At 69.6% G+C, this 11412-nt stretch carries 12 protein-coding genes; 6 read left to right on the forward strand and 6 right to left on the reverse strand.

Annotated elements, in window-relative coordinates; translation table 11 throughout:
- Nucleotides 1-53 precede the first annotated feature (53 nt).
- The 3 genes from ACNFOC_RS42365 to ACNFOC_RS42375 all read left to right on the forward strand — a co-directional run bounded on the left by ACNFOC_RS42365 (nucleotide 54) and on the right by ACNFOC_RS42375 (nucleotide 2805).
- On the forward strand, nucleotides 54-1178 hold the full coding sequence (locus tag ACNFOC_RS42365) for a S1C family serine protease (RefSeq protein WP_416964351.1): 1125 nt from the start codon (nucleotides 54-56) through the stop codon (nucleotides 1176-1178).
- 201 nt (nucleotides 1179-1379) lie between these two features.
- Complete coding sequence (locus ACNFOC_RS42370) at nucleotides 1380-1820, forward strand: sec-independent translocase (protein WP_416964341.1); 441 nt, start codon at nucleotides 1380-1382, stop codon at nucleotides 1818-1820.
- Between the two features lie 325 nt (nucleotides 1821-2145).
- Nucleotides 2146-2805: a hypothetical protein gene (locus tag ACNFOC_RS42375; RefSeq protein ID WP_416964342.1), complete on the forward strand. Its 660-nt coding sequence runs from the start codon at nucleotides 2146-2148 to the stop codon at nucleotides 2803-2805.
- Between the two features lie 95 nt (nucleotides 2806-2900).
- Here ACNFOC_RS42375 and ACNFOC_RS42380 read toward each other — a convergent pair whose 3' ends face one another.
- Genes ACNFOC_RS42380 through ACNFOC_RS42390 form a run of 3 tightly spaced genes read right to left on the reverse strand, consistent with a single transcriptional unit; the run spans nucleotide 2901 to nucleotide 6016 of the window.
- On the reverse strand, nucleotides 2901-4034 hold the full coding sequence (locus ACNFOC_RS42380; RefSeq protein ID WP_416964343.1) for an Mrp/NBP35 family ATP-binding protein: 1134 nt from the start codon (nucleotides 4032-4034) through the stop codon (nucleotides 2901-2903).
- 43 nt (nucleotides 4035-4077) lie between these two features.
- A complete protein-coding gene (locus tag ACNFOC_RS42385) occupies nucleotides 4078-4671 on the reverse strand; it encodes a DUF1003 domain-containing protein (protein ID WP_416964344.1) in 594 nt (197 codons plus the stop codon).
- A complete protein-coding gene (locus tag ACNFOC_RS42390; RefSeq protein WP_416964345.1) occupies nucleotides 4661-6016 on the reverse strand; it encodes a magnesium transporter MgtE N-terminal domain-containing protein in 1356 nt (451 codons plus the stop codon). Before ACNFOC_RS42390 ends, ACNFOC_RS42385 begins: the two co-directional genes overlap by 11 nt.
- A gap of 210 nt (nucleotides 6017-6226) precedes the next feature.
- Between ACNFOC_RS42390 and ACNFOC_RS42395 the strand changes: the two genes are divergently transcribed.
- Complete coding sequence (locus ACNFOC_RS42395) at nucleotides 6227-6946, forward strand: LolA-like protein (RefSeq protein ID WP_416964346.1); 720 nt, start codon at nucleotides 6227-6229, stop codon at nucleotides 6944-6946.
- Nucleotides 6947-6961: 15 nt separating this feature from the next.
- Here the strand turns inward: ACNFOC_RS42395 and ACNFOC_RS42400 are convergent, their stop codons facing one another.
- A complete protein-coding gene (locus tag ACNFOC_RS42400; protein ID WP_416964347.1) occupies nucleotides 6962-7474 on the reverse strand; it encodes a hypothetical protein in 513 nt (170 codons plus the stop codon).
- Between the two features lie 23 nt (nucleotides 7475-7497).
- A complete protein-coding gene (locus ACNFOC_RS42405; protein ID WP_416964348.1) occupies nucleotides 7498-8616 on the reverse strand; it encodes a magnesium and cobalt transport protein CorA in 1119 nt (372 codons plus the stop codon).
- Between the two features lie 519 nt (nucleotides 8617-9135).
- Between ACNFOC_RS42405 and ACNFOC_RS42410 the strand changes: the two genes are divergently transcribed.
- Nucleotides 9136-9732, forward strand: a complete 597-nt coding sequence (locus ACNFOC_RS42410; protein WP_406122396.1) for a suppressor of fused domain protein — start codon at nucleotides 9136-9138, stop codon at nucleotides 9730-9732.
- Nucleotides 9733-9786: 54 nt separating this feature from the next.
- Here the strand turns inward: ACNFOC_RS42410 and ACNFOC_RS42415 are convergent, their stop codons facing one another.
- The gene (locus tag ACNFOC_RS42415) at nucleotides 9787-11025 is read right to left on the reverse strand and encodes an MFS transporter (protein WP_416964349.1); all 1239 of its coding nucleotides are present in this window, start codon (nucleotides 11023-11025) and stop codon (nucleotides 9787-9789) included.
- Between the two features lie 148 nt (nucleotides 11026-11173).
- On the opposite strand from ACNFOC_RS42415, the gene ACNFOC_RS42420 reads away from it, so the two are divergent.
- Nucleotides 11174-11412: DUF6758 family protein (locus ACNFOC_RS42420; RefSeq protein WP_416964350.1), on the forward strand; the 239-nt coding region annotated here is incomplete at its 3' end.

An 11412-nucleotide genomic window follows, 5' to 3' on the forward strand; every position in this document is an offset into this window, starting at 1 on the left:
ACGGCGACGCCCTCCACCGCCACGTCGCATCCCAACGCGCGTACTACGACTGGGTGGTTGACGGTCTCGCCCGCTCACCGCTCATCGAGACCGCCGTCGCGCTTGCTCTTCTCTCCGGCGGTGTTGGTGGCGTCGTAGGGGCGCGGCTGGAGCGGGACGGTGTCGGTGGGGACGTCGTGTTGCCGCAGGCCGGGGAAGAGGGTGGTGGGCGGGCGCCCGGGAGTGTTGCCGGGATTGCGGCTCGGGCGTTGCCCAGTGTGGTGACGCTCCATGTGAGTGGTGATGAGGAGTCGGGGACCGGTACCGGGATCGTGTTGGACACGCGGGGGCACATCCTCACCAACAACCATGTCGTCCAGCCCGCCGGCGGCGACGGGACGATATCCGTCAGCTTCAGTGGGGGACAGACCGTCAAGGCCAAGGTCGTCGGGCACGACACCGGGTACGACCTCGCCGTCGTGCAGGTGAGCGGGGTGCGTGGGCTGAAGCCGATGCCGCTCGGGAATTCGGACAACGTGCGGGTGGGGGACCCCGTTGTCGCGATCGGCGCGCCCTTCGATCTCGACAACACCGTGACCTCCGGGATCATCAGCGCCAAGGAGCGGCCCATCACGGCCGGGGGCGAGGCGTCGGACGGGAGCGATGTGTCGTATGTCGACGCGTTGCAGACCGACGCGCCCATCAATCCCGGCAACTCCGGTGGGCCGTTGCTCGACGCGCAGGGGCGGCTCGTCGGGGTCAACTCGGCCATTCGGTCCGCCGATGACGGGGCCGGGGACGGGACGGGGAGCGGGCAGGCCGGGTCGATCGGGCTCGGGTTCGCCATTCCCGTCAACCAGGCCAAGCGGGTCGCCGAGGAGCTCATCAACACCGGGAAGGCGACCCACCCGGTCATCGGCGTCACCCTCGACATGGACTACGCCGGGGACGGGGCCCGTGTCGCCACGAAGGGCGGCGGCGACGGGCCCGCCGTCACCGCGGGCGGTCCCGGCGCCAAGGCCGGGCTCAAGGCCGGCGACGTCATCACCGAGGTCGACGGCGAGCGTGTCCACTCCGGTGACGAGCTCATCGTCAGGACGCGTGCCCATCGGCCGGGCGACCAGCTGCGGCTGACCCTGCGGCGGGCCGGCAAAGACATGACCGTGTCGCTCGTCCTGGGCTCATCGACCGGTGATTGACAGAAACGTCACAGGTGAGAGCCCCGCGCCCCGTCCCACTAGGCAAACAACCCGGAAAACCGGTCGTGTACACCCACTCGTAGCCTCCGGGACAGTACCGGTCGGGTGGGATCGCCGGGTACCGTGGACCCGGCCCGGACCACGGAAGACGCGCACAGACCACCGAGGGCCGAGGACCGAGGACATCGCAAGGAGCTTCAGGTGTTCAATGACATAGGACCGCTCGAGCTGGTGACGATCATTGTGCTCGCCGTGCTCGTCTTCGGTCCGGACAAGCTCCCGAAGGTCATCCAGGACGTCATGCGGACGATCCGGAAGATCCGAGAGTTCTCGGAGAGCGCCAAGGCGGACATCCGCGAGGAGCTGGGCCCGGAGTTCAAGGACTTCGACTTCGAGGACCTCAACCCCAAGACGTTCCTGCGCAAGCAGCTGGACAACGACGAACTGGGGCTCAAGGAGATCCGCAACGGCTTCGACCTGAAGAAGGAGATGGCCGAGGTCACCGAGGCTGTCCAGAGCGCGGACTCGCCCTCCTCTTCCTCGTCGTCGACCTCCTCCGGCAGCGGTCGTCTCGACATGACCAAGAAGCCCGAGGAGCCGGAGAAGGACGACCGCCCGCCCTTCGACGCGGACGCCACCTGAGTCCGACGCGGACGCCACCTGAGCCGTAAGCGGACGACGCCTGAGCGCCGTACGCGGACGCCGCCCGAGTCGTGAGCGGACGTCACCCGAGCCTCACGCGGACAGTCGTCCCGCCGCGTCGTACGTGACGCGTTTCATACGTTCCCGACCTCTTCCACGCCCCCGTACGGCCTGAACACGGCTTCTGCGCGCCTCGCGCGCCGGGCGCTTTCCGGGCTGCCTCGCACGAGGTGGCTATGCTGCCGAGTTGTTGTGCGGACCGGGCGAGTCGCCCGAAGGGGGGCGGGCCGCCCCGGTCCGACGAGAACGAGGAGGCGTCCGGAGCATGGAGACGACGAGTCGGGTAGGCGCGCAGGCGCCGGCCGCGGAGGGTGGACAACAACTCCCCTCCGCCCGGCGCACGGTCGACGGCTACCTGCTGGCGCCCTTCCCGTGGTACGGCCTCGACGAGGCCTTCACGGGACCGCGCTGGCTGATGCAGGTGGGCATGGCGGCGGACGGAGCCGTCGAACACGGCTCGATCGGGCACGGCGACGAGCCCTCCGTACGCAACGAAGGCACCGAGGACAAGGAGAAGTTCGCGGTGGTCGTCACCGTCGCGGGCAACCCCGCGCGGCGCACCGCGGACGGCACGGGGCTCCTGGAGGCGACCTCGGTCTCCTCGGCGGCCTGGCTCGCCGGAGTGGGGCTGCTGTCCTTCACCTGGCCCGGCCAGATGGACCACACCCTGCGCGACGACTGGCTGGAGCAGCAGACGGAGACGGCCTGGGTGCTGGCGGACGACCTCGCCGGCGACGACTGGTCGACCCTGTCCCTGCCCGTGGACGGCGTGCCGACGCCCTTCCACTACCGCGAGTCCGAGTTCGGCTGGGTGCTGGCCGGGTCGACGCAGGAGGGCGTGCACGTGGGGGCGTACGGCAGGGGCATGAGCGCGTACGGGCTCGGCTTCGCCATGATCAAGGACATCGCGGCGTACGCGCAGTAGCGGTAGCGGCTACGACGATGGGGGCGCCGTCCGGTGGGACGGCGCCCCCATCGTCGTAGAAGAGCCCGCGCAGGGAAATTCGCGTAAGAAGATCCCTAGAACTTGTTCCTCGGGGTGATCCCCAGCGACATGCCCGAAAGGCCTCGCTGGCGGCCTCCGAGCTTCCCCGCGATCGCGCGCAGGGCCGCGCCCGCCGGGGAGTCCGGGTCCGTCAGGACGACGGGTTTGCCCTCGTCGCCGCCCTCGCGGAGGCGGACGTCGATCGGGATGCTGCCCAGGACGGGGACCGAGGCGCCCGTCGTGCGGGTCAGGCCGTCCGCCACCGACTGGCCGCCGCCCGTGCCGAAGACGTCGACCATCTCGCCGCAGTGCGGGCACGGCAGGCCCGCCATGTTCTCGACGACGCCGACGATCTTCTGGTGGGTCTGTACGGCGATGGAGCCGGCCCGCTCGGCGACCTCGGCCGCCGCCTGCTGCGGGGTCGTCACGACCAGGATCTCGGCGTTCGGGACGAGTTGGGCGACGGAGATCGCGATGTCGCCCGTGCCCGGCGGGAGGTCGAGGAGCAGGACGTCCAGGTCGCCCCAGTACACGTCCGCCAGGAACTGCTGGAGCGCGCGGTGCAGCATCGGCCCGCGCCACACCACCGGGGCGTTGCCCGGCGTGAACATGCCGATGGAGATGACCTTCACGCCGTGCGCCGACGGCGGCATGATCATGTTCTCGACCTGGGTGGGGGTGCCGTCGGCGCCCAGCATGCGCGGCACGCTGTGGCCGTAGATGTCGGCGTCGACGACACCGACCTTCAGGCCGTCGGCGGCCATCGCGGCCGCGAGGTTCACCGTCACCGAGGACTTGCCGACGCCGCCCTTGCCGGAGGCGACCGCGTACACGCGCGTGAGGGAGCCGGGCTGCGCGAAGGGGACCTCGCGCTCGGTCTTGCCACCGCGCAGGGCGGTCGCGAGTTCCTTGCGCTGCTCGTCGCTCATCACGTCCAGGGTCACGTCGACACCGGTGACGCCCTCGACACCCAGGACCGCCTCCGTCACGCGCTGCGTGATCGTCTCGCGCATGGGACAGCCGGAGACCGTCAGGTACACGGTGACCGCGACCGCTCCGTCCGCACCGATCTCCACCGACTTGACCATCCCCAACTCGGTGATGGGTCGGTTGATCTCGGGGTCGTTCACCGTCGACAGCGCTTCACGCACCGCGTCTTCCGTAGCCATAGGGTCGATGGTACGGCGCCGCGCCGGGCCCCCGGTAAGCCCGTCACCGGTCGTCTACGTCACGTCCGTGCGACCGTTCTGCCGGGAATACGACGTGCTTGTGGTGACCGTCCGCGCGTTCCTCGAGCTCTTTCACCAGGTCCTGGAGTTCGGAGCGGATCCAGTCCCTGGTCGCGACCTCGCCGAGACCGATGCGCAGGGCGGCGATCTCCCGCGTGAGGTACTCGGTGTCGGCGATCGACCGCTCGTTCTGCTTGCGGTCCTGTTCGAGGTTGACCTTGTCGCGGTCGTCCTGCCGGTTCTGCGCGAGCAGGATCAGCGGGGCCGCGTACGAGGCCTGCAACGACAGCATCAACGTCAGGAAGATGAACGGGTAGTTGTCGAACCGCACGTCCCGCGGCGCGAAGATGTTCCACAGCACCCAGGCGACGATGACGACCGTCATCCAGACGATGAACCGCCCGGTGCCCAGGAACCGGGCGATCCGCTCCGACAGCCGCCCGAAGGCCTCCGGGTCGTACTCGGGCAGGAACCGGCGCCGGGGCGGACGCGGCTGGTCGAGCCGGGCCCGGGTCCGGGTGGCGGCGGTCGCGCCCGCCGGTGTCCGCTCGCGTGTGGTCTCGCGCTCAGGAGTCATGAGCCGCCACCTCCTCCGCCTCTGCCGATGCCTCTGTCGCCGCTGCCTCGTGCTCGTCCACTCCCTCGTTTCCCTCGTTCTCGCCCTCGTCGAGATGGAACTCGGTCTCCCGCCAGTCCTCCGGCAGCATGTGGTCCAGCACGTCGTCCACGGTCACCGCACCGAGCAGCGACCCGGTCTCGTCGACCACGGGCGCCGCGACCATGTCGTACGTCGCGAAGAACCCGGCGATGAGCTGAAGCGTCGCGTCCGGGTCCAGCGGCTGGAGGTCGTCGTCGATGATCGCGCTGACCAGGGTGTACGGCGGGTCGCGCAGCAGCCGCTGGAAGTGGACCGTGCCGAGGTACTTGCCGGTCGGGGTGTCGTCGGGCGGGCGGCACACGTAGACCTGGGCGGCGAGGGCGGGGGACAGGTCGGCGCTGCGGACCCGGGCGAGCGCGTCGGCGACGGTCGCGTCGGGCCGTAGGACGATCGGCTCGGTCGTCATCAGGCCGCCCGCGGTGTGCTCCTCGTACGACATCAGACGGCGTACGTCCGCTGCCTCGGAGGGCTGCATCAGGTTCAGCAGGCGCTCCTTGTCGTCCTCGGGGAGTTCGGAGAGGAGGTCGGCCGCGTCGTCCGGGTCCATCGCCTCCAGGACGTCCGCCGCGCGCTCCTCCTTCAGCTTGCCGAGGATCTCGATCTGATCGTCCTCCGGCAGCTCCTCCAGGACGTCGGCGAGGCGGTCGTCGTCGAGGGCGGCGGCGACCTCGGCCCGGCGCTTGGGGGAGAGATGGTGCAGGACGTTGGCGAGGTCGGCGGGGCGCAGCTGCTCGAAGGTGGCCAGGAGGCTCTCGGCGCCCTGTCCCTGCTCCTCCAGGGAGAAACCCGTGACGCCGGACCACTCCACGGTCAGCGTCTCGCCCTTGGCCCTCCTGAAGGCTCCGCCGGTCCTGCCCTTCCGTACGAAGATCCGGTCGATCTCCCAGTCCCGGCGGGCCGGCAGATGCTGCACCGACAGGTCGAGGACGGTGACCTCCTCGCCGGTCTCGACGAGCGTGACGCGCCGGTCCATGAGTTCGCCGAACACCAGCCGCTCGGTGGGGCGTTGCTCGAAGCGGCGGACGTTCAGCACGCCCGTCGTGATGACCTGGCCGGACTCGATACCGGTGACGCGGGTCATCGGCAGGAAGATACGGCGCCGGGTGGACAGTTCGACGACGAGGCCGAGCAGCCGAGGGGGCCGCCGGCCCACGCGGAGCATGGCGACGAGGTCGCGGACGCGGCCCACCTGGTCGCCGTTCGGGTCGAAGACGGCGACACCGGAGAGGTGCGACACGAAGACTCGGGGAGCGCCGGCTGCCATGGCCGCACCTCCTTCTTTCTTTTCTGGTCCGCCGATGGATTCTGTGGTTTCCGGATGTTCCGAAATGCCTGCTCGGACGGGCTTCAGGCTAGCCCGTCCGTATGTGATCCGCGCTGGTGGGCGGTCCGGACGGACTGGCTCCGCCGTCGCCTCGCGGCCCCGGTACGCTGCCGTACGCCATCGCCCCCCGCACCGGAAGGCACCCCACCTGTGACTGCGATCCCCCAGGTCCGAAACCGTCGTGCGGCGCTGCTCGGCGCGGTCTGTGTCCTGGCCCTGACGGGGTGCGGCGGCGGGGACCCGGACGCGGGGACCAACGGGGTCGGCAAGCTCGCCGCCGACAAGATCCAGTCGAAGTCCGTCACGGCCGCGGGCGCAGCCGCCGCCGTACGGCTGTCCGGGACCGTCGTCACCAGCGGGCGGACGTACACGCTCGACATGCGGCTGAAGTCCGACGGCGGCAGTGGGTCGGTCACCTCGAAGGGGTCGACCTTCGGGCTGCTGCGGATCGGCGAGGAGCTGTACCTGAAGGCCGACGCGGACTTCTGGAACAGCAACGGGGACGCGGGCGCCGGCGACACGCTCCACGGCAAGTACGTGAAGGTGCCGCAGGGCGACCCCTCGTACAAGAAGTTCAGTGGTTTCACGGACAAGGACGTCCTCCTCTCCAGTCTGCTGACCCTGCACGGTTCACTCGCGACGGACGGACACCACGCGCAGAACGGTGTCCGGACGATCCGCATCACCGGCGACGACGGTTCCGGCGGCACCCTCGATGTGTCGCTGGAGGGCAAGCCGTATCCCCTCCGGCTGGTCCGCGCGGGCGGCGCTGGCACCCTGACCTTCTCGGACTGGGGCAAGGGCTTCACGGTGACGCAGCCGAAGGGCGACGACACCGTCGACTACGGCAAGCAACTGCCGTCTTCCTAGCGGCAGTTGCGGTGGTTACCGGCGTTTACGTTTCTTCAGGAGCAGGCGCGGCAGCCCGGCCGGGACCGGCTGACGGGTCGTCGCCGGGGTCGGCAACGGAGGCTCCGCCAGCGAACCCTCCGGCAGGTCGGCCGTCGCTCCCGTCGGTTCCAGGCGCAGCACCCGGCACTCGCGGGCCCAGCGGGCCGTCATCGCCTCGCCGTCGGGGGCGTTGAGGCGCTTGCCCTTCAGCTCGGCGACGGTCGCCGTCCAGGCCTCGGAGTCCGGTGCCAGTTCCACGACCTTCGCGGTCCACGAGACCAGCCGGCCACCCTTGTCCTTGCTGCGGACCGTCACCTCGGCGGGGCCGCCGTCGGTCAGCCCCGGCAGCGGCTGCTCGCCCGGACCGTCGCCGATCAGGCAGGCCGCGCCCTCGTGCCAGACGTGCCACAGGGCGCGGGCCGGGACGCCCGGGCCGTTGACCCAGACAAGGCCGGACTTCTTCGTGGCCTCCTCGACGAGGGCCTGGTCGAGCAGCTCGCTGGTCATGGTGCTCAGCCTATCCACGCCTGTCACAGCCAGCCGTTGCGCTTGAGCGTGCGGTGGATCGCCAGGCAGACCGTCACGGTGAAGGCGAGCACCGCCGGGTACCCGTACTTCGCGTGCAGCTCGGGCATGTGCTCGAAGTTCATGCCGTACACGCCCGTCACCATCGTCGGTACGGCGATGATCGCGGCCCACGCGGTGATCTTCCGCATGTCCTCGTTCTGGGCGACGGACGCCTGCGCGAGGTTGGCCTGGAGGATCGAGTTGAGCAGCTCGTCGAAGCCGATGACCTGCTCGTGGACCCGGGCGAGGTGGTCGGCGACATCGCGGAAGTACTTCTGGATGTCCGGGTCGATCAGCCGCATCGGCCGCTCGCTCAGCAGCTGCATGGGACGCAGCAGCGGCGACACCGCGCGCTTGAACTCCAGTACCTCGCGCTTGAGTTGGTAGATCCGCGCCGAGTCGACACCGCGCGAGACCCCGCCCTTGCGGCCCGGCGTGAACACCTCGGTCTCGACCTCGTCGATGTCGTCCTGCACCGCGTCCGCGACCGCGACATAGCCGTCGACGACGTGGTCGGCGATCGCGTGCAGCACCGCCGAGGGACCGCGGGCGAGCAGCTCGGGGTCGTCCTGGAGCCGGTGCCGTAGCGCCCGCAGCGAACCCTGCCCGCCGTGCCGGACGGTGATGAAGAAGTCCCGCCCGGTGAAGCACATGACCTCGCCGGTCTCGACGACCTCGCTGTTGGCGGTGAGCTGGTCGTGCTCGACGTAGTGGATGGTCTTGAAGACGGTGAACAGCGAGTCGTCGTAGCGCTCCAGCTTGGGCCGCTGGTGGGCCTGTACGGCGTCCTCGACGGCGAGCGGGTGGAGTCCGAACTCCCGGGCGATGACGGCGAATTCGGCCTCGGTCGGCTCGTGCAGCCCGATCCACACGAAGCCGCCGTCGCGGCGCACCAGACGCATCGCCTCGTGCGGGGTCAGCGGCTTGCCGATGTCGACGCGGGCGCCGTCGCGGTAGAGGGCGCAGTCGACGACGGCCGAGGGGGTGCCGGGGTCGCGGGTGGTGTCGTACGCGCCGCCGTCCTTGCGCAGGGAGGGACGGGACGGGCGGACCACGGCACGCAGGTCGCGGATCATCGACATGGCGGGCTCCTTCGCGACGAGCAACGAAAGGCGCCGACGACGGTTGGAACTGCCCGGAATGGGGACGTCCTGGGTACGGATGTTTGGCACGTCCACAAAGCGGGGAGCACCGCACCGTCGCGGTGGCGAACTTCGCTACTGATACAGGCACTGACTTCGGAACAGACAGATCGGTCGGATCGGATACACCGAACAGATCAGGCAGATCAGGAAAAAGAAACGAAGTGCTCTTCCGCGACAGTGAAGAAGTGCGAGAGGCGGCGGCAGCCGGCTGGAGGCTAGAAGCAGAGCCAGAGCGACGACATCAGCGGCCGGAAGAGCGGGTGGTACTGCCAGGCCGACTTCGGTCCATTGCAGCCCCACCTCCTCCGGCCGGTCCCCCGTAGGGGAGTGTCAACGGCGTCGGGACTTGATCGCGACGCTTCTGCGTGCTGCCCCGAACGACCGGCCAAGACTATCAGCCGACTGAACTGTCAAGGCGCTGCTTTGCCCGGTACTGACGAGTTCTATGCTCGCCGCATGGTTGATGTTCTTGCTCTGGTCGAGGCACGGTTGCGTACCGCGCTGGGCGAACCGGACGCCCGCGCCGCGGTCACCTTCCTGGGCACGGACCGCGTCGAGGTACTGCGTTTCCCGGGCGACAACCAGGACGGGACCGTCGTCCGCTACGCCACCCTCGGCATGTCCGCGCAGCCCATGAGCGACCCCACGGCGATGCTCGCCGACCCGGTCGCGGGCCCACGCGCCGAGCTGGTCCTGTCCGTCCGCGGCGGCCTCGCCGACACCGACAAGGTGCTACGACCCCTTGCCGTGCTCGCCGCGTCCCCGCAGGTCGAGGGCGTGGTCGTGGCCCCCGGCGCCTCCCTCGACGTGGGCGAACCCCTGTGGCCCGGCGCCCCGTTCACCTCGGTGCTGGTCGCCGAGCCGGGCGGCCTGGTCGAGGACCTCGAACTCGACGAGCCCCTCGACCCGGTGCGCTTCCTGCCGCTGCTCCCCATGACCCCGAACGAGGCCGCCTGGAAACGCGTCCACGGCGCGCAGGCCCTCCAGGAGCGCTGGCTGACGAACGGGACGGATCTACGGGACCCTTCCCGTAGATCCGTCCCGCTCGACTGACCGTCAGAGTGAGCAAGCTCACCCACCAGCTCACCAACGGCGGCCGGGAATCGGCTAGTTGGCGAACACCGTGACACTGTCCTCCGTCGCGTGCCTCGGCTCCAGCTCCGCGGCCTCGTGGGTGAGCGCGTTCCGTCGTACGAGGACCACCAGGGCGCCCAGCGCCGCGGTGATCGCCGCGACCACGAACGGGATGTGGATGTTGCTCCACTCCTCGATCTTCGGGGCGAAGAAGGGCGCGGCCGCGGCGGCGAACCAGCGGACGAAGTTGTAGCCCGCGCTCGCCACCGGTCGCGGCGCGTCCGACACACCCAGGGCCAGTTCGGTGTAGACGGTGTTGTTCACGCCGATGAAGGCGCCGGACAGGATCGTGCAGACGACGGCGGTGGTGTGGCTGCCGTAGCCGAGGACCAGGACGTCGACGGCGAGGAGCACCAGCGAACCGCCGAGCACCTTCAGGGAGCCGAACCGGGCCTGGAGGCGCGGGGCGACGAAGACCGAGAAGACCGCGAGCAGCACGCCCCAGGCGAAGAACACGGCACCGGACTTGTACGGGGTCATGTTCAGCACGAACGGGGTGAAGGCCAGCACGGTGAAGAACGTGTAGTTGTAGAAGAACGACGAGACGGCGGCGGAGGCGAGTCCGCCGTGGCCGAGCGCCTTGAGCGGGTCCAGCAATGACGTCTTCTGTGCGGGCTTGGGCTGCTCCTTCAGGAACACCGTGATGCACAGGAAGCCGATCGCCATCAGGAACGCGGTGCCGAAGAAGGGGTAGCGCCAGCTCTGGTTGCCCAGCAGGGCGCCGAGCAGCGGGCCGCAGGCCATGCCGAGGCCCAGGGCGGACTCGTAGAGCAGGATCGCCGCGGCGCTGCCGCCGGCCGCCGCGCCGACGATGACGGCGAGGGCCGTGGACACGAAGAGCGCGTTGCCGAGACCCCATCCGGCCCGGAAGCCGACGAGTTCGCCGACCGAGCCCGAGGTGCCGGCGAGACCGGCGAAGACCACGACGAGGGCGAGGCCGAGCAGCAGGGTCTTCTTGCCGCCGATCCGGCTGGAGACGAAGCCGGTCACCAGCATCGCGACGGCCGTGATCAGGAAGTACGAGGTGAAGAGCAGGGAGACCTGGCTCGCCGTGGCGTCCAGGCCCTTGGCGATGGACGGCAGGATCGGGTCGACGAGTCCGATGCCCATGAAGGCGACGACCGAGGCGCCGGCGGTGGCCCATACGGCCTTCGGCTGCCGCAGAAGACTGCCGGTGCCGGCGTCGGCTCCCGCGTCGAAGGGGTCGTCCATGCTTCCTCCCAAGTAGTTGGTCTATGCACATAGTAAGTTAGGCAAGGTAATGAATGCAAGCTACATCTAGTTTCGCTCCGTGAGTGGTCCCGGCCGGACGGGTGATCGTCCTTGACGTGCGCGAGCGAGGGTAGGACCGTGGGGCCCTATGAGGGGCGAACCCAGTTGCCCGAAGTGTGGTGGCCGGGTCAGGGCTCCCGGACTCTTCGCCGATTCCTGGCAGTGCGATGTCCACGGGACGGTGCATCCGCTGCAGCCCGTGATCCCGCCCAGCGTCGAGGCGCTCAGCGTTGTCGTGCATCGCACGCAGGTACCCGTGTGGATGCCGTGGCCGCTGCCGGTCGGGTGGCTGTTCACGGGGGTGGTGTGTGCGGGGGACGACCGTAG

The sequence above is a fragment of the Streptomyces colwelliae genome (genome assembly GCF_048158785.1).
In the GTDB taxonomy this organism is placed as follows: Bacteria; Actinomycetota; Actinomycetes; order Streptomycetales; family Streptomycetaceae; genus Streptomyces.

Coding starts and splice junctions, on each gene's coding strand:
- ACNFOC_RS42400 (WP_416964347.1), bottom strand. CDS start 7,474: ATGACCAGCGAGCTGCTCGACCAGGCCCTCGTCGAGGAGGCCACGAAG.
- ACNFOC_RS42410 (WP_406122396.1), top strand. CDS start 9,136: ATGGTTGATGTTCTTGCTCTGGTCGAGGCACGGTTGCGTACCGCGCTG.
- ACNFOC_RS42390 (WP_416964345.1), bottom strand. CDS start 6,016: ATGGCAGCCGGCGCTCCCCGAGTCTTCGTGTCGCACCTCTCCGGTGTC.
- ACNFOC_RS42415 (WP_416964349.1), bottom strand. CDS start 11,025: ATGGACGACCCCTTCGACGCGGGAGCCGACGCCGGCACCGGCAGTCTT.
- ACNFOC_RS42375 (WP_416964342.1), top strand. CDS start 2,146: ATGGAGACGACGAGTCGGGTAGGCGCGCAGGCGCCGGCCGCGGAGGGT.
- ACNFOC_RS42380 (WP_416964343.1), bottom strand. CDS start 4,034: ATGGCTACGGAAGACGCGGTGCGTGAAGCGCTGTCGACGGTGAACGAC.
- ACNFOC_RS42385 (WP_416964344.1), bottom strand. CDS start 4,671: ATGACTCCTGAGCGCGAGACCACACGCGAGCGGACACCGGCGGGCGCG.
- ACNFOC_RS42405 (WP_416964348.1), bottom strand. CDS start 8,616: ATGTCGATGATCCGCGACCTGCGTGCCGTGGTCCGCCCGTCCCGTCCC.